Raw genomic sequence first — 22,478 nt, 5'->3', positions numbered from 1 at the left:
GGAGCGCTCCTCAAATAGTGCGCAAGTATACAGACCGTTCTGCCAGAGACCAGTCGGCTTTGGTCGGTCTCCACCGGTCCTACGCGAACTATCCATTTGCAGAACGCACCTCTATGATGTGTCCCAGACTTTTTGACCTGCGATGAACCATGGCCGACTCTGCTTTTTTCTGCACCCTGACGCACGAAGGCGTGCTTGCTGTTCGCGGCAATGACGCGAGCAAGTTTTTACAGGGGCAGTTGACCTGCAACCTCAATTACTTGAGCGACACGCGCGCAAGCCTCGGCGCCCGCTGCACGCAAAAAGGCCGGATGCAATCGAGTTTCCGCATCGTCCTTCAGCCCGACGGCTGCTTGCTGGCGATGGCCCGCGAACTGGTAGAACCACAATTGGCCGACCTGAAAAAGTACGCCGTGTTTTCAAAGTCCACGCTCACCGATGACAGCACTAACTGGGTGCGTTTTGGCCTGGTACAGGCCGACCACGTGCTTGCGAGCCTGGGCCTGCACCTGCCTGCCGACACCGACAGCGTAGCGCGCGCCAACGACTTGATCGCGGTTCGCGCCTCTGAAGGCCGTACCGAACTGTGGGCGCCTGCCGAGCAGGCGCCCACCCTGACTCGCCAACTGGAGGCTCAGTTGCCTCAAGCCGAGCTTAATGATTGGCTACTGGGCCAGATCCGCGCCGGTATCGGCCAAGTCATGGCGCAAACCCGCGAGCTGTTTATCCCGCAAATGATCAACCTGCAGGCAGTGGGCGGCGTGAGCTTCAAAAAAGGCTGCTACACGGGTCAGGAGATCGTTGCGCGCATGCAGTATCTGGGCAAGCTCAAACGCCACCTCTACCGCCTGTCGCTTACAGGCAATGACGTGCCATTACCGGGAACTCCGCTGTTTGCCCCCACTCATAGCAGCGCCATTGGCGAAGTGGTGATCGGCGCCCGAAGCGAACACGGTGTTGAATTACTGGCCGTTCTGCAAGCCGAAGCGGCGCAGTCAGGCGATGTGCATGTCGGTGATTTACAAGGGCCTGCGCTGTCGCTGATGGACCTGCCCTATCAACTGGACCGTGATCGCGAGATCCAGCGCTAATTGCCGTACCTTGAAACCCCCAGAGAACAGAAATGAGCACGTTGGCGCATAAAGTCCAAAAGGATTTGATTCAGGCTATTGATAAAGATGACCTGGTTCTGCCCACGCTACCCGAAGTAGCCTTGAACATCCGCAAGGCCGCTGAAAACCCTGATATCAGTGTCAGTCATTTAAGCAAAGTCATTGGCCGTGACACCGCGCTGTCTGCCCGCCTGATTAAAGTGGTTAACAGTCCGCTGTTGCGCGCCACTCAGGAAGTCACCGACCTGCACACAGCCATTACGCGCCTGGGGGTCAATTACAGCAGCAACCTGGCCATCGGGCTGGTCATGGAGCAAATCTTCCATGCACGCTCTGACGTGGTCGAACAGAAAATGCGCGAGGTGTGGCGTCAAAGCCTGGAAATCGCTGGCATCTGTTATGCCTTGTGCAGACGCTACACCCAACTGAAACCGGATCAGGCTGCACTGGGCGGTCTGGTTCATCAAATTGGGGTGCTGCCGATTCTGACCTACGCCGAAGAGCACAACGAACTGCTCTCGGACCCGGTGTCGCTCAATCACGTCATCGAAAACATCCACCCCTTGATCGGCGACAAACTGCTCAGCGTGTGGGAGTTCCCTGAAATGCTGGTCAAGCTACCCGGCCAGTACCTGGACTTCACGCGCAATTCAGACAACCTCGATTACATTGATCTGGTGCAAATCGCTACGGTGTTCACCCATCAAAATGACCATTGCGCCATTGCCAAGGTTGAACTGAACGCATTGCCCTCCTTCAAGAAACTGGGCCTGGATGCCATGAGCGCCAAGCTGCACGATGAATTGAACACCGCCCGCAGCATGTTTATCTGACGTCACTGCGCGCCACCGTCGCAGGCACAAAACTGACCCGCACTTTCAGCCCCCCCTGCGCGCCATCGTGCAGGGTGATCTGCGCCACATGTGCGCGACAGATCTCACCCACAATCGCCAACCCCAGCCCCGAGCCTGCAACCATCGGGTTGCGGCGATAAAACCGCTCAAATACGCGCTCGCGGTCTTCATAGGGAATGCCCGGCCCATCGTCTTCAACTTCCAGCACCGCCGGCTCGATGACGCGCAATATCACATTGCCGCCGACCGGGGTGTGGGCCAATGCGTTGTCCATCAGGTTGCTGAGTAACTCATTGAGCAATGTCGGCTCACCGTGCATCCACACCGGGTGTTCGGCCTCAAGTGCTAACGCCACGCCACGCGCATGGGCCAGCGGCGCCATCGCCATGCCCAGTTCGCGTGCCAGTTGACTGAGGTCCAGTAATTGCGCGCCCCCTTCTGCAATCGCGCGCGCCCCGTTCTCAATACGCGCCAGCGACAGTAATTGATTGGCCAAATGCGTCAGCCGATCCGTGCCTTGCACCGCCTGCGCCAAGGTGCTGCGCCACGTATCCGGCTCATGGGCACGCAAGCCCAACTCCAACTGAGCCTTAAGCACGGCCAACGGTGTCCGTAACTCATGGGATGCATCGGCGATGAATTGCGCCTGACGCTCAAACTGACCGCGCAGACGCTCAGTGAAATGATTGAGGGCTTGTACCAGCGGCCACAACTCGCGCTGCACCGGGACCCGTGGCAAGGGCCGCAAATCATCCGGCTCGCGCTCCTCCACGGCGGTGCGCAAACGCTCCAATGGCCGCAACGCCGCACTGACCGCAAACCACACCACCAGCAAAGCGCCCAGGCCCAGCATGCCCAGGCGCAACAAGGTGTCGGCCATCAGGCTGCGCGCCATCGATACGCGCGCCTCATCGGTTTCAGCCACCCGGATCTCGGCCATGCCGTTCATGTTGGGTTCGCTCACCGCTTTGAGCAAGCTGACCACACGCACGTTCTGCCCCAAGTATTGAGCGTCATAAAAACGCGCCAGCGCCGGGTAATCGTCGGTGCGTAAAGTACCCGGCGGGGGGCCGGGCAGATGCTCGTAGCCGGAGATCAGGCGCTGATGAATATCGTTGACCTGGTAATAGATACGTCCCGCGCTGTCGTAGGCAAACGTATCGAGTGCAACGTAAGGCACGTCGGCACTCAGGCTGCCATCGCGCTGCGACAGCCCCGCCGCAATGGTACGCGCAGACGCCAGCAGCGTTCGGTCATAGGCGGTGTCAGCGGCTTCGCGGCCATTGAAGTAGGCACTCAAACTGCTCGCCAGCATCAACACCACCAACAGCAACGTCAGGTGCCACAGCAGTCGCCAGCGCAAGCTGTCGAGTTTACGCATCACGGCTTTCCAGCAAGTAACCCAGACCACGGAACGTCACAATCGCAACTTTCTGGGCATCCAGTTTTTTACGCAGCCGATGCACATAGATTTCAATCGCGTCGGGGCTGGCCTCTTCATCCAGGCCAAACACCTGGGCGGCTAACTGCTCCTTGCTCATGACCCGCCCGGGACGCGCAATCAGCGCCTCCAGCACTGCCTGCTCGCGCGACGTCAGGGTCACAAGCTCATCGCCCAGCGTGAAGCGCCGCGTCTCAAGGTCGTAGACCAGCGCGCCACACCGCTGCTGACGCTCACCGCCCAATACGCTGCGGCGCAGCAACGCCTTGACCCGCGCCTCAAGCTCAGTCAGCTCAAAGGGTTTGGCCAGATAATCATCCGCCCCTAAATTAAGCCCGTGCACGCGGTCCTTGACGTCGCTGCGCGCGGTCAGCATCAACACGGGAAGGGTTTTACCCCGCGCGCGCAAACGGGCAAGCACCTCGAAACCATCCATGCGTGGCAACCCGACATCCAGAATCACCACGGCATATTCTTCGCTGGCCAGCGCCAAATCGGCCGCCACGCCATCGTGCAAAACATCCACCGTCAAACCGGTACTTTTCAACACTTGAGCAACACTGTCCGCCAGCTGTGGCTGGTCTTCGACCAAAAGCACGCGCATGGGATCATCCTCATTATTTTTATTGGGACCTGCCCACATGCCGCCTCTTTTAAGTACGGCTGAACAGCCTCAGGCCCTGCGTTTCTTTGCGCGGAGTGTACAGACGCCTGCAAGGCTGTGAAGTCAGAAAAAGGATGAAACGGGATGAACGGCGGTTGAAAGGTTGGCGAAAGGTTCGCCCACTAGGATCGTGAAATGGGCAGTTACAACTACCCGTGCCCTGAATGCCGTAGCAACCCGAAAAACGCCTCGAAGCGTTTTCGCCAATAAGAACAATAATGGAGCACCTCTTCATGCCGGCTTTACAGCCTCGGGCCACCTGGCCTGTCCGTTTACTTCGTATTCGCCAATTCACCTCGATCGGTACAGTCATGGGCCTGACCCACAGGCTCTGTCGCCCCGCGTTAAGCGTGCGCGTCGGTCAAACCCGGCTGCTCGTGCGATAGGGCCCGCCCTTCTTCTAAAAACAACAACTCCCCTGGAGACAACATGAATCCATCACTGCGCGCCGTTGCTCTTGCTGCCAGCTGCCTGTTGTTCGCTGGCCCCTCCATCGCCGAACCCAAACGCCCGGAGTGCATTGCCCCAGCCTCCCCCGGTGGCGGTTTTGACTTGACCTGCAAGCTGGCGCAAAGCGCGCTGGTGAACGAAAAACTGCTCAGCAAACCCATGCGCGTCACCTACATGCCGGGCGGCGTGGGCGCGGTGGCTTACAACGCCGTGGTTGCCCAACGACCCGGCGATGCAGGCACGCTGGTAGCGTGGTCCAGTGGCTCGTTGCTCAATTTGGCCCAAGGGAAATTTGGGCGCTTTGATGAGGGTGCCGTGCGCTGGCTTGCAGCCGTCGGCACCAGCTACGGCGCGATTGCCGTGAAAAGCGACTCGCCGTACAAGAACCTCGACGATCTGGTTAAAGCCCTCAAAGCAGACCCGAGCAAAGTGGTCATCGGCTCCGGCGGTACCGTCGGCAGCCAGGACTGGATGCAAACTGCGCTTATCGCCAAAGCCGCCGGGATCAACCCACGTGACTTGCGCTACGTCGCGCTCGAAGGCGGTGGTGAAATCGCCACTGCGTTGTTGGGCGGGCACATTCAGGTGGGCAGTACGGACATTTCCGACTCCATGCCGCACATCCAAAGCGGTGATATGCGCATCCTCGCCGTGTTCTCCAAAGAGCGCCTGGACGAACCGGAGATGAAAAACATCCCGACCGCCAAAGAGCAGGGCTACGACATCGTGTGGCCTGTGGTGCGCGGTTTCTATCTGGGGCCAAAAGTCAGCGACGAAGACTACGCGTGGTGGAAAAACGCCTTCGACACCCTGTTGGCCTCTGAAGAGTTCGCCACCTTGCGCGATCAGCGCGAACTCTTTCCGTTCGCCATGACTGGCCCCGAGCTGGACACCTACGTCAAACAACAGGTGAGCGACTACAAAGTGCTGGCCAAAGAGTTCGGCCTGATCCAGTAACCGCCACTGCCAAAGAGCTGCGCTGCACACCCGCAGCGCGGCACAGGAGTGAACCATGCTCTTACAACGCATTTTTGCCTCCGTGCTGCTATTGGCCTGCGTCGGCTTGGCGCTGATGGCCTGGCCGTATCAGGCGGCTTTTTCGTACGAACCCGTCGGCCCGCGCGCCTTTCCGCTGCTGATGCTGGGCCTGATGGGGCTGGGCCTGATCTACATGATCGTTCGCCCAACCCCGGTGGTGCACAGCGAAGACGACCCGAAACTGGACCGCGACACCCTGATCAAAATCGGCGTGTGCGTCGTGCTGTTGCTGATCTTTGCCGGCACCTTTGAACCGCTGGGTTTCATCCTCAGCAGCATCCTGATTGGCATCCCGATGGCACGCCTGTACGGCGGGCGCTGGCTGCCCAGCGTGGTGATCATCAGCTTGATGAGCGTGGGGCTTTATCTGTTGTTCGATAAAGCGATGGATGTTCCGCTGCCCCTCGGCCTGCTCGACGTTCTGGAGAACTGATATGGATACTTTTGGCTATCTGGGCCAGGGCTTCGGCGTCGCGCTCAGCCCGTACAACCTGATCACGGCACTGTGCGGCACGTTGATCGGCACCGTGGTGGGGTTGCTGCCGGGGTTGGGCCCGATCAACGGGGTCGCGCTGCTGATTCCGATTGCCTTTGCGCTGGGGCTGCCGCCCGAATCCGCGCTGATTTTGCTGGCCGCGGTGTACCTGGGTTGTGAGTACGGCGGGCGGATCAGCTCGATCCTGCTGAACATTCCCGGCGAAGCGTCTACCGTAATGACCACTCTGGACGGTTATCCGATGGCCCGCAAAGGGTTGGCAGGTGTGGCGCTGTCGCTGTCGGCCTGGAGTTCGTTTATCGGCGCTTTTATCGCCACCTGCGGCATGGTGCTGTTTGCGCCGCTGCTGGCCAAATGGGCGATCGCCTTCGGACCCGCCGAGTATTTCGTGCTGATGGTGTTTGCGATCGTGTGCCTGGGCGGTATGGCAGGTGATCGACCGCTCAAAACCTTTATCGCCGCACTGATCGGCTTGTTTTTGTCGTGCGTGGGGATCGACGCCAACAGCGGTGTGTACCGCTTTACCGCCGATAACATCCACCTGACTGACGGCATTCAGTTCGTCGTGCTGGTGTTGGGGTTGTTCTCCATCAGCGAGATTCTCTTGCTGCTGGAAAAAACCCATCGCGGCCAGGAGGCGGTCAAGGCCACGGGCCGCATGATGTTCAACGTCAAAGAAGCGGCAGCGGTATTTGCCGTGAATATTCGCTGCGGCCTGCTCGGTTTCATCATGGGCGTGCTGCCCGGTGCGGGCGCGACATTGGCCAGCGCCGTGGCCTACATGACCGAAAAGCGTCTGGCGGGCACCACGGGTACATTCGGTGAAGGCGACATGCGCGGCCTGGCGGCCCCTGAAACCGCGATTGGTGCTTCGGCCTGTGGCGCTCTGGTGCCAATGCTGACGCTGGGTGTACCGGGTTCGGGCACCACCGCCGTGATGATCGGTGCGTTGTCGCTGTACAACATCACGCCCGGCCCCTTGTTGTTTCAACAACAGCCCGACATCGTCTGGGGCCTGATTGCGTCGTTGTTTATCGCCAACATCATGCTGGTGATCCTCAACATTCCGATGATCCGCATCTTCACCCGCATTCTTGCCGTGCCGAACTGGGCGCTGGTGCCGGTGATCGCGATCATTACCGCCATTGGTGTGTATGCGGTGCATGCCACCACCTTCGACCTGTTCCTGATGATCGGCATTGGCATCTTCGGTTACATCCTGCGCAAGCTCGACTTCCCGCTGTCGCCGGTGCTGCTGGGCTTCATTCTGGGTGGCCTGATGGAACAGAACCTGCGCCGTGCGCTGTCGATTTCCAACGGTGCGCTGGACATTCTGTGGTCCAGCCCTATCACGTTGGGGGTGTGGGTGCTGACCAGCCTCATGTTGCTGCTGCCGATTGTGCGCATCTGGCGCAAACGCAGTGCTCAACGCCGTGCACTGGCCAATGCCTGAGGCCAGGTTCAAACAGTGGTGGGCAACACCGCTGGTCGGTCTGGCCGGCGGTTACCTCGCCAGCCTGATCGGCTGGCCCCTCCCGTGGATGGTGGGGTCGTTGTTGGCAATCATCCTGGTGCGCTGCCTTAGCCCGTGGCAACTGGCCGAGATCCCGGGCGGCCGAAAGTGCGGGCAATGGATTGTCGGCATTGGTATCGGTCTGCATTTCACACCCGGGGTGATGGAACAGGTGCTCGCGCACTTCTGGCTGATTTTTTTGGGGGCGTTACTGACCAGCGTGTCGAGCATCATCAGCGTGTGGATCATGCGGCGCAGCGGCGAAGACCGAGCCACCGCCTTTTTCTCCAGCATGCCGGGCGGTTCTGGCGAAATGGTCAACCTTGGCGCACGCAACGGCGCGGTGCTGAGCCGCGTGGCTGCGGGCCAGAGTTTGCGGGTGCTGGCCGTGGTGCTGTGTGTGCCCGCCGCGTTCAAATACATGTTGGGTGGCGGCACACCGGCCGTGCACCCCGCCCCGGTTGATGTTTTTTGGCTGGCCGTGCTGTTTCCGGCGGGCGCCTTACTGGCCTGGCTGTGGCAACGCTTGCGTCAGCCCAACCCGTGGTTGTTCGGACCACTGCTGATCAGCGCCAGCGTCAGTATCCTGTTCGACTTGCACACCGGCTTGCCCGAAGGCAGTAGTCAGGCAGGCCAATGGCTGATCGGCAGTGGTCTGGGTTGTCACTTCAATCGCGCGTTCTTTCGGCGCGCACCGTCGTTCATCGGGCGCACGCTGCTCGGTACAGCGCTGACAATGCTGATCGCCAGTACCTGCGCCGTGGGTTTAAGTGCCCTCACCCAGCTGGACCTGCGCTCCATGACACTGGGCATGATGCCGGGCGGGATCGCGGAGATGAGCCTCACCGCCGAAGTGTTGCAACTGTCCGTGCCGTTGGTCACGGCCCTGCAAGTCATGCGTTTGCTGTTTGTATTGTTTCTCGCCGAACCCCTCTACCAATACTGGGTGCGACTTAAAGCCTGAAGGCTTGCCGCCCTGCCTCAAGCGTCAGGCAACTTCCAGTCAATGGGCGTCAGGCCGTTTTGCTCAAGAAACTTGTTGGTGCGGCTGAAGTGCCCGTTGCCGATAAATCCGCGATAGGCAGAAAGCGGCGACGGGTGCACCGACGTCAGCACCAGATGTTTGGTGGCATCGATCAGCTTCTGTTTGCTCTGGGCATGGGCGCCCCATAACAAAAACACCAGTTTGGGCTGTTGCTCACTCACCACCTGAATAATCCGGTCGGTGAAGTGTTCCCAGCCTTTTTTGGCATGGGAGGCGGCATTGGCGCGCTCCACCGTCATGGTCGTGTTAAGCAGCAAAACCCCCTGCTGCGCCCATGACTGCAAACAGCCGTGCGGGGCGATGTCGATATTCAAGTCGCGTTTGAGTTCTTTATAAATGTTGACCAGCGACGGTGGTGCGGGCACGCCGGGTTGCACAGAAAAACACAATCCGTGCGCCTGACCGGGACCGTGATAGGGGTCCTGTCCCAGGATGACCACCTTGACCTGATCAAGCGGGGTCGAGTTCAGCGCGTTGAAAATCAGTGGGCCAGGCGGGTAGATCTCTTTGCCCGCCGCGTGCTCCTGGCGCAGGAACTCACGCAGATCGCCCATGTAGGTTTTTTCGAACTCCTCACGCAATGCCTGCTTCCAGAGGGGTTCGATTTTTATACGGTCGTCCAGCGTCATGGCTATTACTCGAAAAACTAGGGTGCGGACACTAAAAAAGCGCGTCTGGCTTGTCAATGCAATCAGGGACGTGTGGTCGCCGCACATCATGGTTACGGCTTAAATGTTGTATAAAGATCGGCCTGAACCCTACGCGTTATGGCCCTCCCATGTCGACACCCAGCCTGTGCCCTGCCTGCGGCGCCAGCAACCAATGCGCGATGGTCGGCAATGATGAGCCATCCGCCAGCCCGTGCTGGTGCTTTGAGGTCACGATTGCCCCCAACGTCATTGAGGCGCTTGCTCCCGAACTGCGCAATGCGACGTGCCTTTGCCCGCGCTGCGCCGGGGTGCTCAAGCAACTTGCTGCATCGAATGCAGGCGTCAGCCGTTAAGATGCGCTCCTGACTTTCATGTGATCGAAGGCTATGCGTTTAGACCGTTTCCTGAGCAACCTGCCGCAATTGAACCGCCAGCAAGTTCGCCTGTTGCTGATCGAAAAGCGCATTCAGGTGGATGGGCAGATCATCAGCGACCCGCATTATGAAGTGCGTGCGTTCAATCGCATCGAACTCGACGGGCAGACCCTGCAAGCCGGTAAAGCGGCGCGGTACTTCATGCTGCATAAACCGCCCGGCTGCGTCAGCGCCACCCAGGACCCGGAGCACCCAACGGTGCTCGATCTATTGAACGAGCCGGACAAGGAAGACCTGCACATTGCCGGGCGACTGGATTTCAACACCAGCGGGTTGATGCTCATTACCAACGATGGCCACTGGTCACGCCACGTGACCCAGCCAGAAACCAAGCTGCCCAAGGTGTATTACGTCGAAACGGAACAAACGATCAGCAGCGCGTATGCAGCCACGTTCAAACAAGGCATTTACTTCGCCTACGAAGACCTCACTACCCTGCCCGCTGAGCTGCATGTGCTCAGTGCGCACAGCGCCCGGTTGAGCATCGTTGAAGGGCGCTACCATCAGGTCAAACGCATGTTTGGTTACTTCAATAACAAAGTGCTGCGCCTGCACCGCGAAAGCATTGGAGCGCTGAGCCTCGATAAAGGGCTGGCACCCGGTGAGTATCGAGCGCTCAGCCCGCAAGAAATCGCCTTGTTTTAAACGTTGGGCCGTCTATCGCACCGTTGGCACCGCCACCATCGACTGTCACATTTGAGGTTCATCGTCAGGCTAACCGACGCTCGGCTCGCTGGAGTATGCCGCCATGACGCCTGAAATCGCTGTGCTCGACATTCAAGGTCAGTATCGAATTCACACTGAGTTGTATCGCAGTGAAACGGCTCAAAGCACGATCATTCTGGTCAACGGGTCGATGGCCACCACTGCGTCATTTGCCAAAACCTTAAAAAACCTGCACCCCGCGCTGAATGTCGTCTTGTACGACCAGCCGTATGCGGGCCAGTCAAAGCAGCACAACCGCCATCAAACGCTGCTGACCAATGAGCTTGAAGCGCAGGTGCTGCTCGAATTGATCGAGCACTTTGATGCCCGATTTTTGCTGTCGTTTTCATGGGGCGGGCTGGTCGCACTTACGGCGCTGGCCAACACGCCCCGACGCATCGAAAAAGCCGTCATCAGCTCGTTCTCACACCGCGTGAACCACGCGATGTACGACTACCTGGAACGCGGTCGCCAGGGCCTGGCTGCGGGCAACCGCACGCTGCTCGGCAACCTGGTGAATGACACGCTGGGCAAACACTTGCCGCACCTGTTCAAACGCTTCAACTTTCGCCATATCAGTAACCTTGCCGATCACGAATACGCACAAATGCACTTTCACATCGAACAACTGCTGAGCGCCGGCGGCCTGAACACTCTGGGTGACGCATACGGCATTGCAATCCCTGTGCTGTTCATCAATGGCGCCTGGGACGAATACACCGCCGCCAGTGATGCGCGCCACTTTGCAGACGCTATTGCGAACAGCCAGTTCATTGCCGTACAAAACACCGGGCATTTTCTGGACATGGAGCACGCCAGCGCCAGCCAACACTGTAAAAGCGCCCTGCTCAACTTCCTGCAACCGATGGCTGTATCTGCATTCATACAGAGCAAACCTTCACACACGCCCTGTTGCATGAGCGCGTAAGTCAACGATTTCTGGAATTAAAACTTCTCAAACAGGCCGCGTTCTGGTACAAAGTCAGCCGCTCTGAGCGGGTGTCGTATAATGGCATTACTCCAGCTTCCCAAGCTGATAACGAGGGTTCGATTCCCTTCACCCGCTCCACTTTTCTCCAAACTCATTGATTTCACTTAAATCAACTGAGCAAGTCTCTAGACAGTCGCGTAGTCCCCCTACACAGGACTCCCACAACGTGACGCAATGCAACAACCTCCACTGCCGTTCGAGCGCAATCCACGTCCTTCGCATCACTGTCCCGGCTCGCTAGCGCGTTCGACTGGGCAAAAGCACAACTCACCTGCCTACAGCGATCTCCTGAATGGCCATCCAGCACGGCCGCCGGTACTACGATCAAGCCGGCCTCCAAAGCCCGGACGCGTCACATCGAAATAATGCACTGCAACCTCCCTCATACCGTGCGTCCCTGCCTTTTCACGCTGTACATGGCCGTGTCGGCATGATGGAGCAATTGCGGCACCTGGTCGCCGTGCTCGGGGTAGATCGCCACGCCGATACTGGGCAGTACATTGAGCGTGTGTCCCTCGATCAATAGCGGCAGGCTGAGATTAATACGGACTTTTTCCGCTACGATCAGCGCATGTTCTGGCAGCTTGAGGTTATCCAGCACCAGCACGAATTCATCGCCGCTCATCCTCGCGACGGTGTCGCTCTCGCGCACGCAATGCTGCAAGCGCCTGGCAATGTGTTGCAACAAGGTATCGCCAAAACCATGCCCATAACGATCATTGATCTGTTTGAAATGGTCCAGGTCGACATACAGCACTGCCAGAAAACCCTTATCCCGTTTGGCTTTGGCCAATGCGCTGTGCAAGCGCTCATACAACGACTCGCGATTGAGCAGATGGGTCAAGGCATCGTACTGGGCCAAGTACTGCAAGCGGGTATGCAGTTGCTTTCGCTCTATGGCCGCCGCCACTTGAGTGGACACGTATTGCAGTAATTCTTTGTGCTGCTCGGTATACCGCTCGTTTCCCAAAGAGCTCTTGACCAACACCGCACCAATGATGCCTTTGTGGGTGGCCAAGGGCACACCCAGCCATGAGGCCGTATCGCGCGCGCTGTGCAACAGAGGCTGGCCACTGCGAATGACTAACTCACTAAAATGGCTGACCTCGTCCCTCTCTCGTTGAGGGTGATCATCGACGAGATAAGGAAAACTCAAGTCACCTTGAGGGGTGTCGCACAGCGCTATTGAGAAATTCAACGCCGGCAGCCATTGGCCGATCAACTGATGCACCCGCTTGAAGAGTTGCATCAAGTCTTCGGCGTTATGCGCCGCTTCAGAGATATCAAACAATGCCTGCTGGCGAGACTCCGCGTGCTTTCGCTCGGTGATGTCGCGAGCCACCGCGATGCGCATCTGCCAGGTCTGCGACCAACGTGCCGACCACAGGATATGAGCCACCTGCCCATCTTTGCGCGCATAACGGTTCTCGAAATTGAGCTTGGGTTCACCGCCCATGATTTCTTTGGCCGCCTGAAGGGTCCGCTCGCGGTCGGCGGGAAGCACCAGGTCAATCATGCGGGTGCCAATCAATTCGTCCTGCGCATAACCAAAAATGCGTTCGCAGGCGGCACTGACATAAATGAAGCGCCCCTGACGATCGACCACACATACGGCATCGAGCAACAAATCAATAACGCTGGATTGAGCCAGGTAGCTTTTAATATCCATGGGGCAGCTCTAAGCCAGAAGGTGAAACCTCATGCGTCATCCTTTTACGTAATACCCGCCGAGTGAATCCTTGCCACTCAGTTCATCCAAGACTCAACCACAACCCGGGCAATGCATGGCCCAAGGCACTAATGGCAAAGCCTATAAACATGACGCCGCACAAGCGTGTAATCAGTAATTCATGGCGCTGATACACAGCCCGCACCTGGCTGGCCCCAACCACCGCGACCAAAATGGCGTAAGCCAGCGCGCCGCCCACAAAGCTGAGCGCTATCAGCCAGGGCAACATCGCCCACGTCAAAAGCTCTGCCCGACTGGAAAGCAAAGCGGTAAAAGTGGCCACTGCCACGGGATAGGCTTTGGGGTTGGTCAGGCCAAAAAAAATACCGTGGGCAAACGGTTGGCGAGCCGGACCTTGTTGCGCTCCGCTGTTGCGTTGCGCACGGACGGCACGCAGCCCTAACCAGAACAAGTACAGCCCGCTCAATAAACCCAGCACGTTAAATGCGGCGCTGCCGAACTCCCGCGCACCCACGATGGCAATCAATGCCGTACTGCACCAAATCACATCACCGAGCAAGTGCCCGCACAAAAAACCGGCGCCCGCGCGACGCCCACGCGCCGCACCAATCCCAAAAACGGCCAACACCCCGGGCCCCGGTGTGATGCCATAAATAAAGCCTGAGGCCAGTACCGCCAACAACAACGAAAGTGTCATGCAAAAACGCTCCAGAAATCGTACTCACGCTCTCCAATTGGCCGTCGAGCGCCTCGATTCTGCACGTTCTTGAACACTCTGTAACCGCCTGTTGAATTAAAACCGCTTATCGCCGCCTCAAACAATCCGGGCACGCGTTAGCGACGCCCCACTATGTTGACCACCAAGCGGTCAACCCAGCCCCAGATGCGCTGTTTGACCCGCCGCCAAAGAGGACGCGATTGCCAGGCGTCCAAGCTGACCGGCTGGCTCTGTTTGAAGTCACTGACAAAGCTTGTAGCCACCGCTTGAGTCAAGGCCGGGTCCAGCGCTTCGAGATTGGCCTCAAGGTTGAAGTGCAAGTTCCAGTGATCGAAGTTGCACGAACCAATACTCACCCAGTCATCGATCAGCACCATTTTGAGGTGCAAAAAACACGGCTGATACTCAAAAATTTGCACCCCTGCCTTAAGCAAGCGCGGGTAGTAGCGATGACCGGCGTATCGCACAGAGGGATGATCGGTACGAGGACCGGTGAGCAGCAAGCGCACATCTACCCCACGGCTCGCCGCGCGACGCAACGAGCGGCGCACTTGCCAGGTCGGCAGAAAATAAGGCGTGGCCAACCAGATTCGCTGTTTGGCGCTGTTAATTGCCCTGACCAGCGACTGCAAAATATCGCGGTGTTGATGCGCATCGGCATACGCCACCCGCCCCATCCCCGGCCCTTGCTCGGGCACCCTGGGCAAATGGGACAACCCGAAGTGCGTGGCGGGTTTCCAGGCTTTGCGGCTGATATTGGCGCGCCATTGCCGGTCAAACAGCATCTGCCAGTCCTGCACCAACGGCCCTTGAATCTCGACCATCACTTCATGCCAGTCGCAGGTATTGGTACCCGGCTGCCAAAATTCATCGGTCACGCCCGTGCCACCGACCACAGCCAATTGCTGATCCACCAACAACAACTTGCGGTGATCGCGGTACAGATTATTCAACCCCTTGCGCCAACTGATGCGGTTGTAAAAGCGCAGCTCCACGCCAGCGTCGATCAAGCGGCGACGCAAACTCAAGGAAAACGCCAAACTGCCGTAACCGTCAAACAGGCAGCGCACCCGCACCTCGCGCTCGGCGGCATGCTCCAGGGCCTGCACGATCGCGTCTGCACAGGCCCCGCTTTCGACCAAATACAGCTCCAGATCGATATGGCCCTGTGCCTGGGCAATGGCGGCGAGCATACGCGGGAAAAACTGCGGACCGTCGATCAACAATTCGAAGCGATTGACACTGCGCCACGGGAACACGGCCCCTGCCATCTCAGCGCGCCGTGAAAATCAGCACCGCACCCACCGGCACTGAAAAGCTGATCGCCGACAAACCGGCCAATTTACGCAAGGTTTGCAGCTCGGGTTGCAACCCGAAATCCTCGGCCTGTACCACCAGCGGTTCCAGGGTCACCACTTGAAAGCGATGCTCATCCAGGCGCGTGGCCAGTAACTCGGCATCATAGGTGTGTTGCTTACCGCGCAGGCTGACCGTGACCGGTAAACGCAACTCAAATTGGGCGCCAGGCGCCAGATCATTGAGGGGCTGAAGGTCGATTTGCGCCGTGATTTGCGCTTCGGGGTAGTGCTTGAAATCGAACAACACGTCACGCATGCGTTCGTCGCGCAACGGCACCGCGCTGTTGACCGAATCCATCTCGATACGCACTTGCGCTTGCCCCTTGCGATCCACTTTGCCGTGCAACACCAAAAATCGATGCACAGCTGCAACGTTGGCGTTTTGTGTGGTGATAAACGACAAACGCGACGATTCACCATCCAGATACCAATTGGCCTGCGCGGGCAGGCTCACGCCGAGCGTCAGTAACACCGCGCCAACAGAAGATAAACACGCTTTAAACATAAGGACTCTTTAGCCAGTAGACGTGGGCGAACATTACCCCTAGTCCGGGTACATGCAAGCCGTGCGTTAGGTTTTTTTCGCGCATCGTGTAGGACGTTAACTTACCCCGACAGTTCATCTGGCCTCAAACGCCCGCAGCGTCTGTCATGCAAGCATCATCCAACTGTCATGGCGATGACATTGCGCCTGCCTAGCCTGAGGTTGCACTCCTCAGTCGATTGGCAGCAACCCTAAGCGGGCAAAGGCCTGCATGGAGATTGGCAATGTCTCAGATCGCCCGCATTCGCGACACTGTTCACGCACGACGCCTGCTGGCAGAGCGTCTGGTCGACCCCCAAGGGTTGCGCGAGGCGCAAGCGCTGCGCTTTCGTGTGTTCAGCGATGAACTCAAAGCAACGCTCAAAGGCGGCGAAAGTGGGCTGGACCAAGACGCATTCGACACGCACTGCGCGCACATCGGTGTACGCGACTTAAACAGCGGCCAACTGGTCGCTACCACCCGTCTGCTGGATCACGCCGCCGCACGCAGCATTGGCCACTTTTACAGCGAAGAAGAATTCAACTTGCACGGGCTGGCGCATCTGCAAGGACCGATCCTGGAGATTGGCCGCACCTGTGTAGACCCGGCCTACCGCAATGGCGGCACGATTGCGGTGTTGTGGGCGGAATTGGCCGAGGTGCTCAACCAGGGCAACTATCGCTACCTGATGGGCTGCGCCAGCATCCCGATGCAGGATGGTGGCGTGCAAGCACAGGCGATCATGCAGCGCCTGCGTGAACGATATTTATGTACCGAGCACTTACGCGCCGAACCGAAAAAACCGTTACCGCCGCACGACGTGCCCCTCAACCTCATCGCGCAAATGCCCCCCCTGCTCAAAGCCTACATGCGCCTGGGTGCCAAGGTGTGCGGCGAGCCGTGCTGGGACGAAGACTTTCAGGTCGCCGATGTGTTTATCCTGCTCAAGCGTGACGAACTCTGCCCGCGCTATGCACGCCACTTCAAGGCGGCCATGTAATGCGCCGGTTGCGTCGTTATGGCCGAGTGACCCGCGTGCTGCTGGTGGTCGCGCTGGGGCTGGGCATGGCCAGTGTGTTTGGGCTGATGGAGCGTCTAAAACTCAACAGCACCATGAACCGGCGCCAGCGTTGGTCACAATTTTTCATGAGCCGTTTGAGCAATGCCCTACCCTATCGCATCAAAGTGTTCGGGCAACTGCCTCAAACCCCCATGCTATGGGTCAGCAATCATGTGTCATGGACTGATATTGCACTGCTGGGGCAATTGACCCCTTTATCGTTTTTGTCCAAAGCCGAGGTTCGCGGCTGGCCCGTGGCGGGTTGGCTGGCCGCCAAGGCTGGCAGTCTGTTCATTCGCCGTGGCGCGGGCGACAGTCAGCGGGTTCGCGAGCACATGACCCGGCACTTGCAGCAGCCGCTGCCGCTCTTGATGTTTCCCGAGGGCACGACCACTGATGGGCGCTCGGTGCGTACCTTTCACGGGCGCCTGTTGTCGGCGGCCATCGACAGTCATGTGCCTGTGCAACCGGTTGCCATCCGCTATGTCCGTGATGGCGAGCCAGACACCATCGCGCCGTTTATCGGGAATGACGATTTGGTGTCGCACTTGATGCGCTTGTTCAGCCACGCCCAGGCCGACGTCGAAATTCACGTGTTGGAACCGATTGCCAGCGATCAGCAAGAGCGCGCAGTGCTGGCATTCAGAGCGCAGGAGGCTATCAGTCGTGTGTTGATGGGTACACCCGTTGCGACGCCCGAGACTGACTGTGAGACCGCTGTGCTATCACACTGACGGGGGCTGGTCGTGCGCGCGACGCAATTGCAGTGCCGCGTAAGCCTGTAACTGCGGGTAAAAGTTGTAAAAGTCTTCACTCAGTGGCTTGTACAGAGCGTTGAGGTCTTGCATGGCGCCCGCCAGCTCTTGCGGGCGAGACAAACGCCGGGAGATACCGAAAAACACCTGCTCAAGCGATTCGAAATGCCGATAGGAACCCAGCCAATCGTGGGCCGCCATGTGGGGGGCAATGCGCGCAAGGCGACTCGGTAAATGCGCCTGGGCCTTCAGCACCCGATAAAAGTCAGCTGTAAAGCGCTCCAGCGGCTGCTCGGCGTAGTGGGTCCAGTCCCGGGCAAGGCAATGATCGAAAAACACATCGAGCACAATCCCCGCATAGCGACGACGGGTATGGCTAAAACGCGCCAGCGCCTGATCAACCAGCGGATGATGGTCGGTGAACACATCAATGCTGCGGTGCAGTTGTATACCCGACTCGATATCCGGCCGAAATTGCCCTTGCAGGCGTCCTTTCACGAAGTCGCCGTACAGGCTGCCGAGTAATTCTTCAGGGCGCTGGCCGCCCAGGTGCAGATGTGCGAGATAATTCATGCCGCGCAGTTTAGCACTGCTCTCCCAATATCGTTATAACCCGATATACCAATTCGAACTGATCTCAGATCGAAATCATATTTGTATATCGCGATATAACGATTTAAAGTTCGCCTCATCGCGATATAACGTTGTACCTCATTGAGCACTGCCACCATGACGATCGACCTCGACGAAATAATAAAAGCGCTGGCACACCCAGTACGCCGAGAAATCCTCAATCTGCTGAAAGATCCGCAGACCTCGTTCCCCGACCAGCTGCACTCCACCGAGCACGGCGTTTGCGCCGGGCAGTTTGACCAGCACTGCGGCCTGTCGCAGTCCACGGTGTCGGCCCATCTGGCGACGCTGCAACGCGCTGGGCTGATTACCAGCCAAAAGCACGGTCAATGGCACTTTTTCAAACGCAACGAAGACACCATTCAAGCCTTCCTCGCCAAACTTAACCAAGCGCTTTAACAAGGATTTACATGCCCCTCTCGCTCCTCATTCTGGCGCTCAGCGCCTTCGCCATCGGCACCACCGAGTTCGTGATCATGGGCTTGCTGCCAGATGTCGCGACCGACCTTGGCGTGTCCATACCCGGCGCTGGCTGGCTGGTGACGGGCTATGCACTGGGCGTGGCCATTGGTGCACCGTTCATGGCACTGGCCACGGCAAAATTACCGCGCAAGGCTGCGCTGGTAGCGTTGATGGGCATTTTTATCGTTGGCAATTTGCTGTGTGCATTGGCCAGCGATTACAACGTATTGATGTTTGCCCGCGTGGTGACAGCCCTGTGCCACGGCGCCTTCTTCGGGATTGGCTCGGTGGTCGCCGCAGGCCTGGTGCCCGCCAACAAGCGTGCTTCTGCCGTAGCATTGATGTTTACCGGGCTGACCTTGGCTAACGTGTTGGGCGTGCCGCTGGGCACCGCACTGGGGCAGGCCGCTGGCTGGCGCTCGACATTTTTTGCCGTCACCGTTATTGGCGTAGTGGCATTGATTGGCCTGATTCGCTTCTTGCCAGCCAAGCGCGACGAAGAAAAACTCGACATGCGCGCTGAACTGGCTGCCCTCAAAGGTGCAGGCATCTGGCTTTCACTGATCATGACGGCACTGTTTGCAGCGTCCATGTTCACCCTGTTCACCTATGTGGCGCCCCTGTTGGGCGATGTCACAGGCGTTTCGCCGCGTGGCGTGACCTGGACCCTGCTACTGATCGGCCTGGGCCTGACCGTGGGTAACATCATCGGCGGCAAACTGGCAGACAAGCGCCTGGCCGCAACCCTGATCGGCGTGTTCATTGCCATGGCGGTGATTTCCACCGTACTGACCTGGACCAGCGTGGCGATCATCCCGACCGAGATCACCCTGTTCCTCTGGGCAACCGCGTCGTTCGCCGCCGTACCGGCACTGCAAGTCAACGTCGTCACATTCGGCAAAGCGGCCCCCAATCTGGTGTCGACCCTGAACATTGGCGCTTTCAACCTGGGCAACGCACTTGGGGCCTGGGTGGGTGGCAGCGTAATTGCCCACGGTTTCGGCCTTACCAGCGTGCCACTGGCGGCAGCCGCCCTGGCGGTACTGGCTTTGCTGGTGACCCTGATTACATTTCGCCAGGGCGGTAACACCGAACTGGCCACTGCCACACACTGATCTTTGAGAGGGCTACAGACATGACCACGATTTTCGATCCAATCACACTGGGCGACCTCCAACTGCCCAACCGCATCATCATGGCGCCGCTGACCCGCTGTCGCGCCGATGAGGGACGAGTTCCTAACGCGTTAATGGCTGAATACTACGTACAGCGGGCATCGGCCGGCCTGATCCTTAGCGAAGCAACCTCGGTCACCCCGCTTGGCGTGGGCTACCCCGACACTCCGGGGATCTGGTCCGACGATCAAGTTCGCGGCTGGACCAATGTCACCAAAGCGCTGCACGCAGCCGGAGGTCGGATCTTCTTGCAACTGTGGCACGTGGGTCGCATTTCCCATCCGATTTACCTCAATGGCGAAGCGCCTGTCGCTCCAAGCGCCATTGCGGCTCAAGGCCATGTGAGCCTGGTGCGTCCAAAGGTTGATTTCCCCACCCCGCGTGCACTGGAAACGGCCGAAATCGCCGACATCGTTGAGGCCTATCGCACCGGCGCAGAGAACGCCAAAGCTGCAGGTTTTGACGGTGTAGAGATTCACGGCGCCAATGGCTATCTGCTTGACCAGTTCCTGCAAAGCAGCACCAATCAGCGTACCGATCAATACGGTGGCAGCATCGAAAACCGCGCTCGCTTGCTGCTGGAAGTCACTGACGCTGCAATCGACGTCTGGGGCGCAGGCCGCGTAGGCGTGCACCTGTCGCCACGGGCTGACCTGCACGACATGGGCGATAAAAACCTGGCTGAAACCTTTGGCTACGTGGCCCGTGAACTGGGTAAGCGCGGCATCGCATTTATTTGCTCACGCGAAGCAGAAGGCCCGGACAGCATCGGCCCGCAGTTGAAAGAAGCCTTCGGCGGCCCTTACATCGTTAATGAGGGTTTCACCAAGGACAGCGCCAACGCATGGCTGGCGGCGGGTAAAGCGGATGCGGTGGCCTTTGGTGTGCCCTTTATCGCCAACCCAGACCTGCCTGCACGCCAGAAAGTTGATGCACCACTCAATGAAGCGCATCCAGAAACGTTTTACTCGAAGGGCGCTGTCGGCTACATCGACTACCCTGCCCTGTAAACGCCACACGCTCTGAATGCCTGTGACACAAAACAAAACGCCCAAGGTCATCGACCTTGGGCGTTTTGCTGTTAAGAGGGGGGTCACGCGCTGCCGAAAAAAACATCATGCAGACTTCGGACAGTCCCTGGCAGTTATCTGAAAAAAAGGGGCGGTTTGACCCGCCCACATTTATTCCTTAATCCCTTTTTTCCCTTTCATCATCCTGATGAATCGCATCCTGCGATGTCCTTCAACGTCCATCCTTGAACGCTGTATCGATCCGTCGATACAGTTGTGATATTAAAGATTTCCAAAGCAGCTGCAACCACACCAGTTATAGATTTTTATTACACCACAGAACCTCAACTAATATTAAAAGCCATATTAATCAATAGGTTATGAAATAAGCAATGTAAGAAAAAGCCATAAATAAAACACTTCACCACCATTGGCTTACAACAAGAGTAAGTAATGACTTACAAAACGATGAAGCAAAAGTTCAATTGTGTTCGTGACATTCCATTTCAACAGCGGCTTTGAAGGGGGTCGAGGTCGAAATATCGCGTTTAGCTGATGTAAAAAACCCGGCACATGGCCGGGTTTTTTAAAGGGTCAAATTGCTTACTGGAACAACGACTCACTCGAAAGGCCGTTCTTTTCCAAGATCTCACGCAAGCGCTTCAGACCCTCAACCTGGATCTGGCGGACACGCTCACGCGTCAGACCAATTTCCAGCCCTACATCTTCCAGCGTGCTGCTTTCATGACCGCGTAACCCAAAGCGGCGAATCACCACCTCACGTTGCTTGTCCGTCAGCTCCGATAACCACTGATCAATACTCTGCGACAAATCATCGTCTTGCAGCAGCTCACAAGGATCTGTTGGACGATCATCCGTCAGGGTATCGAGCAGGGTCTTATCGGAATCAGGGCCTAAAGAAACATCGACCGAGGACACCCGCTCGTTGAGACCCAGCATGCGCTTGACCTCAGCCACTGGTTTTTCGAGCAGATTGGCGATTTCTTCAGGGGAGGGTTCGTGATCGAGCTTTTGGGTCAGTTCACGTGCAGCGCGCAAGTAAACGTTAAGCTCTTTTACAACGTGGATCGGTAAACGAATGGTACGGGTCTGATTCATGATCGCCCGTTCAATCGTTTGGCGGATCCACCAGGTGGCATATGTCGAGAAGCGGAACCCGCGTTCAGGGTCAAATTTCTCAACCGCCCGGATGAGGCCCAAGTTGCCCTCTTCAATCAGGTCCAACAGCGAAAGCCCGCGATTGACGTAGCGTCGGGCGATTTTAACCACCAATCGCAAGTTGCTTTCAATCATGCGCTTACGCCCGGCCGGATCTCCTTTTTGCGACAAGCGCGCAAAATGGACTTCCTCTTCGGGAGAGAGTAACGGGGAAAAGCCAATTTCGTTGAGGTACAACTGAGTCGCATCAAGCGCTCGGGTGTAGTCAATGTACTTGTGCTGTTTTAAAGCAGATGAGTTTTTAGATTTGGTACGAACTGCAGGGGATGAAGCATCATCTTCTGACATCGAGTCCGCGACGGTGTAAGCGTCCATAAGGAGCACCTCATCGTCGATGTCAAACCCCGGCGCTTCTTTGTTGAGAGCCATTTTATAGTCCTTTGTTGAGTTCGACCTCAAGCTCTAGCGTCACCGATCCTTGGCAATGCTGGAGCCCATTCCTTTGCTACATCAGGAACAGG

Annotated in this window: 23 protein-coding genes and 1 tRNA gene; 15 read left to right on the top strand and 9 right to left on the bottom strand. The window is 57.8% G+C overall.

The features are described 5' to 3' along the window. The first annotated feature begins 149 nt into the window (after positions 1–149). Together ygfZ and TU86_RS06100 are read left to right on the top strand one after the other, a co-directional pair. Positions 150–1,091 (top strand): CAF17-like 4Fe-4S cluster assembly/insertion protein YgfZ, encoded by a 942-nt coding sequence (gene ygfZ, locus TU86_RS06105; RefSeq protein ID WP_048363402.1) that lies wholly within the window; start codon positions 150–152, stop codon positions 1,089–1,091. 32 nt (positions 1,092–1,123) lie between these two features. Continuing rightward, the gene (locus TU86_RS06100; protein ID WP_048363401.1) at positions 1,124–1,945 is read left to right on the top strand and encodes an HDOD domain-containing protein; all 822 of its coding nucleotides are present in this window, start codon (positions 1,124–1,126) and stop codon (positions 1,943–1,945) included. Here TU86_RS06100 and TU86_RS06095 read toward each other — a convergent pair. Both TU86_RS06095 and TU86_RS06090 read right to left on the bottom strand, forming a co-directional pair. Beyond that, positions 1,938–3,347 (bottom strand): sensor histidine kinase, encoded by a 1,410-nt coding sequence (locus TU86_RS06095; protein WP_048363400.1) that lies wholly within the window; start codon positions 3,345–3,347, stop codon positions 1,938–1,940. The two genes, TU86_RS06100 and TU86_RS06095, sit on opposite strands and share 8 nt — an antisense overlap. Continuing rightward, the gene (locus TU86_RS06090; RefSeq protein WP_048363694.1) at positions 3,340–4,011 is read right to left on the bottom strand and encodes a response regulator; all 672 of its coding nucleotides are present in this window, start codon (positions 4,009–4,011) and stop codon (positions 3,340–3,342) included. The genes TU86_RS06095 and TU86_RS06090 overlap by 8 nt, the downstream gene beginning before the upstream one ends. A 489-nt stretch (positions 4,012–4,500) precedes the next feature. Between TU86_RS06090 and TU86_RS06085 the strand changes: the two genes are divergently transcribed. The 4 genes from TU86_RS06085 to TU86_RS06070 are packed head-to-tail and all read left to right on the top strand — an operon-like array spanning position 4,501 to position 8,532. Further along, positions 4,501–5,478, top strand: coding sequence for a Bug family tripartite tricarboxylate transporter substrate binding protein (locus tag TU86_RS06085; protein WP_048363399.1), 978 nt, complete (start codon positions 4,501–4,503; stop codon positions 5,476–5,478). 55 nt (positions 5,479–5,533) lie between these two features. Next, entirely contained in the window at positions 5,534–5,992 is a 459-nt protein-coding gene (locus TU86_RS06080; RefSeq protein ID WP_048363398.1) for a tripartite tricarboxylate transporter TctB family protein, read from the top strand. 1 nt (position 5,993) lies between these two features. After that, positions 5,994–7,508, top strand: a complete 1,515-nt coding sequence (locus TU86_RS06075; protein WP_048363397.1) for a tripartite tricarboxylate transporter permease — start codon at positions 5,994–5,996, stop codon at positions 7,506–7,508. After that, on the top strand, positions 7,501–8,532 hold the full coding sequence (locus tag TU86_RS06070; protein ID WP_048363396.1) for an AbrB family transcriptional regulator: 1,032 nt from the start codon (positions 7,501–7,503) through the stop codon (positions 8,530–8,532). Before TU86_RS06075 ends, TU86_RS06070 begins: the two co-directional genes overlap by 8 nt. A 17-nt stretch (positions 8,533–8,549) precedes the next feature. Here TU86_RS06070 and ung read toward each other — a convergent pair whose 3' ends face one another. Then, a complete protein-coding gene (ung, locus tag TU86_RS06065; RefSeq protein WP_048363395.1) occupies positions 8,550–9,242 on the bottom strand; it encodes a uracil-DNA glycosylase in 693 nt (230 codons plus the stop codon). 149 nt (positions 9,243–9,391) lie between these two features. Here ung and TU86_RS06060 point away from each other — a divergent pair, with 149 nt between their 5' ends. The 4 genes from TU86_RS06060 to TU86_RS06045 all read left to right on the top strand — a co-directional run bounded on the left by TU86_RS06060 (position 9,392) and on the right by TU86_RS06045 (position 11,471). Then, entirely contained in the window at positions 9,392–9,616 is a 225-nt protein-coding gene (locus TU86_RS06060; protein ID WP_048363394.1) for a cysteine-rich CWC family protein, read from the top strand. A gap of 33 nt (positions 9,617–9,649) precedes the next feature. Then, complete coding sequence (locus TU86_RS06055) at positions 9,650–10,342, top strand: pseudouridine synthase (RefSeq protein WP_048363393.1); 693 nt, start codon at positions 9,650–9,652, stop codon at positions 10,340–10,342. Between the two features lie 103 nt (positions 10,343–10,445). Beyond that, the gene (locus TU86_RS06050; RefSeq protein WP_048363392.1) at positions 10,446–11,330 is read left to right on the top strand and encodes an alpha/beta fold hydrolase; all 885 of its coding nucleotides are present in this window, start codon (positions 10,446–10,448) and stop codon (positions 11,328–11,330) included. 67 nt (positions 11,331–11,397) lie between these two features. Further along, positions 11,398–11,471, top strand: a tRNA-Gly gene (locus tag TU86_RS06045). Between the two features lie 304 nt (positions 11,472–11,775). Here the strand turns inward: TU86_RS06045 and TU86_RS06040 are convergent. The 4 genes from TU86_RS06040 to TU86_RS06025 form a co-directional block, all read right to left on the bottom strand. Continuing rightward, a complete protein-coding gene (locus TU86_RS06040; protein ID WP_048363391.1) occupies positions 11,776–13,062 on the bottom strand; it encodes a GGDEF domain-containing protein in 1,287 nt (428 codons plus the stop codon). An 82-nt stretch (positions 13,063–13,144) separates the two neighbouring features. Beyond that, positions 13,145–13,780, bottom strand: coding sequence for a LysE family translocator (locus tag TU86_RS06035; RefSeq protein WP_048363390.1), 636 nt, complete (start codon positions 13,778–13,780; stop codon positions 13,145–13,147). Positions 13,781–13,917: 137 nt separating this feature from the next. Beyond that, positions 13,918–15,072: a phospholipase D-like domain-containing protein gene (locus TU86_RS06030; protein WP_048363389.1), complete on the bottom strand. Its 1,155-nt coding sequence runs from the start codon at positions 15,070–15,072 to the stop codon at positions 13,918–13,920. A 1-nt stretch (position 15,073) separates the two neighbouring features. Beyond that, positions 15,074–15,664: a YceI family protein gene (locus TU86_RS06025; RefSeq protein WP_048363388.1), complete on the bottom strand. Its 591-nt coding sequence runs from the start codon at positions 15,662–15,664 to the stop codon at positions 15,074–15,076. 263 nt (positions 15,665–15,927) lie between these two features. On the opposite strand from TU86_RS06025, the gene olsB reads away from it, so the two are divergent. Next, on the top strand, positions 15,928–16,683 hold the full coding sequence (gene olsB, locus TU86_RS06020) for an L-ornithine N(alpha)-acyltransferase (RefSeq protein WP_048363387.1): 756 nt from the start codon (positions 15,928–15,930) through the stop codon (positions 16,681–16,683). Continuing rightward, positions 16,683–17,477, top strand: a complete 795-nt coding sequence (locus TU86_RS06015) for a lysophospholipid acyltransferase family protein (protein WP_048363386.1) — start codon at positions 16,683–16,685, stop codon at positions 17,475–17,477. The genes olsB and TU86_RS06015 overlap by 1 nt, the downstream gene beginning before the upstream one ends. On the opposite strand, the gene TU86_RS06010 is transcribed toward TU86_RS06015, so the two are convergent. Beyond that, the gene (locus TU86_RS06010; protein WP_048363385.1) at positions 17,469–18,071 is read right to left on the bottom strand and encodes an acyl carrier protein phosphodiesterase; all 603 of its coding nucleotides are present in this window, start codon (positions 18,069–18,071) and stop codon (positions 17,469–17,471) included. The two genes, TU86_RS06015 and TU86_RS06010, sit on opposite strands and share 9 nt — an antisense overlap. A gap of 156 nt (positions 18,072–18,227) precedes the next feature. Between TU86_RS06010 and TU86_RS06005 the strand changes: the two genes are divergently transcribed. The 3 genes from TU86_RS06005 to TU86_RS05995 are packed head-to-tail and all read left to right on the top strand — an operon-like array spanning position 18,228 to position 20,778. Further along, the gene (locus TU86_RS06005) at positions 18,228–18,530 is read left to right on the top strand and encodes an ArsR/SmtB family transcription factor (protein WP_048363384.1); all 303 of its coding nucleotides are present in this window, start codon (positions 18,228–18,230) and stop codon (positions 18,528–18,530) included. 11 nt (positions 18,531–18,541) lie between these two features. After that, positions 18,542–19,708 (top strand): MFS transporter, encoded by a 1,167-nt coding sequence (locus TU86_RS06000; RefSeq protein ID WP_048363383.1) that lies wholly within the window; start codon positions 18,542–18,544, stop codon positions 19,706–19,708. A gap of 20 nt (positions 19,709–19,728) precedes the next feature. Beyond that, positions 19,729–20,778, top strand: coding sequence for an alkene reductase (locus tag TU86_RS05995; protein WP_048363382.1), 1,050 nt, complete (start codon positions 19,729–19,731; stop codon positions 20,776–20,778). 603 nt (positions 20,779–21,381) lie between these two features. Here the strand turns inward: TU86_RS05995 and rpoS are convergent. Continuing rightward, the gene (rpoS, locus tag TU86_RS05990) at positions 21,382–22,386 is read right to left on the bottom strand and encodes an RNA polymerase sigma factor RpoS (RefSeq protein WP_048363381.1); all 1,005 of its coding nucleotides are present in this window, start codon (positions 22,384–22,386) and stop codon (positions 21,382–21,384) included. Positions 22,387–22,478: the final 92 nt, after the last annotated feature.

The organism is Pseudomonas weihenstephanensis (assembly GCF_001043055.1).
Lineage (GTDB): Bacteria > Pseudomonadota > Gammaproteobacteria > Pseudomonadales > Pseudomonadaceae > Aquipseudomonas > Aquipseudomonas weihenstephanensis.
This window is presented reverse-complemented; position numbering and strand designations above follow the sequence as displayed.

Excerpts from the sequence above, each read along its gene's own strand:
- ygfZ (WP_048363402.1), top strand. The coding sequence starts at position 150 with ATGGCCGACTCTGCTTTTTTCTGCACCCTGACGCACGAAGGCGTGCTT.
- TU86_RS06100 (WP_048363401.1), top strand. The coding sequence starts at position 1,124 with ATGAGCACGTTGGCGCATAAAGTCCAAAAGGATTTGATTCAGGCTATT.
- TU86_RS06095 (WP_048363400.1), bottom strand. The coding sequence starts at position 3,347 with ATGCGTAAACTCGACAGCTTGCGCTGGCGACTGCTGTGGCACCTGACG.
- TU86_RS06090 (WP_048363694.1), bottom strand. The coding sequence starts at position 4,011 with ATGCGCGTGCTTTTGGTCGAAGACCAGCCACAGCTGGCGGACAGTGTT.
- TU86_RS06085 (WP_048363399.1), top strand. The coding sequence starts at position 4,501 with ATGAATCCATCACTGCGCGCCGTTGCTCTTGCTGCCAGCTGCCTGTTG.
- TU86_RS06080 (WP_048363398.1), top strand. The coding sequence starts at position 5,534 with ATGCTCTTACAACGCATTTTTGCCTCCGTGCTGCTATTGGCCTGCGTC.
- TU86_RS06075 (WP_048363397.1), top strand. The coding sequence starts at position 5,994 with ATGGATACTTTTGGCTATCTGGGCCAGGGCTTCGGCGTCGCGCTCAGC.
- TU86_RS06070 (WP_048363396.1), top strand. The coding sequence starts at position 7,501 with ATGCCTGAGGCCAGGTTCAAACAGTGGTGGGCAACACCGCTGGTCGGT.
- ung (WP_048363395.1), bottom strand. The coding sequence starts at position 9,242 with ATGACGCTGGACGACCGTATAAAAATCGAACCCCTCTGGAAGCAGGCA.
- TU86_RS06060 (WP_048363394.1), top strand. The coding sequence starts at position 9,392 with ATGTCGACACCCAGCCTGTGCCCTGCCTGCGGCGCCAGCAACCAATGC.
- TU86_RS06055 (WP_048363393.1), top strand. The coding sequence starts at position 9,650 with ATGCGTTTAGACCGTTTCCTGAGCAACCTGCCGCAATTGAACCGCCAG.
- TU86_RS06050 (WP_048363392.1), top strand. The coding sequence starts at position 10,446 with ATGACGCCTGAAATCGCTGTGCTCGACATTCAAGGTCAGTATCGAATT.
- TU86_RS06040 (WP_048363391.1), bottom strand. The coding sequence starts at position 13,062 with ATGGATATTAAAAGCTACCTGGCTCAATCCAGCGTTATTGATTTGTTG.
- TU86_RS06035 (WP_048363390.1), bottom strand. The coding sequence starts at position 13,780 with ATGACACTTTCGTTGTTGTTGGCGGTACTGGCCTCAGGCTTTATTTAT.
- TU86_RS06030 (WP_048363389.1), bottom strand. The coding sequence starts at position 15,072 with ATGGCAGGGGCCGTGTTCCCGTGGCGCAGTGTCAATCGCTTCGAATTG.
- TU86_RS06025 (WP_048363388.1), bottom strand. The coding sequence starts at position 15,664 with ATGTTTAAAGCGTGTTTATCTTCTGTTGGCGCGGTGTTACTGACGCTC.
- olsB (WP_048363387.1), top strand. The coding sequence starts at position 15,928 with ATGTCTCAGATCGCCCGCATTCGCGACACTGTTCACGCACGACGCCTG.
- TU86_RS06015 (WP_048363386.1), top strand. The coding sequence starts at position 16,683 with ATGCGCCGGTTGCGTCGTTATGGCCGAGTGACCCGCGTGCTGCTGGTG.
- TU86_RS06010 (WP_048363385.1), bottom strand. The coding sequence starts at position 18,071 with ATGAATTATCTCGCACATCTGCACCTGGGCGGCCAGCGCCCTGAAGAA.
- TU86_RS06005 (WP_048363384.1), top strand. The coding sequence starts at position 18,228 with ATGACGATCGACCTCGACGAAATAATAAAAGCGCTGGCACACCCAGTA.
- TU86_RS06000 (WP_048363383.1), top strand. The coding sequence starts at position 18,542 with ATGCCCCTCTCGCTCCTCATTCTGGCGCTCAGCGCCTTCGCCATCGGC.
- TU86_RS05995 (WP_048363382.1), top strand. The coding sequence starts at position 19,729 with ATGACCACGATTTTCGATCCAATCACACTGGGCGACCTCCAACTGCCC.
- rpoS (WP_048363381.1), bottom strand. The coding sequence starts at position 22,386 with ATGGCTCTCAACAAAGAAGCGCCGGGGTTTGACATCGACGATGAGGTG.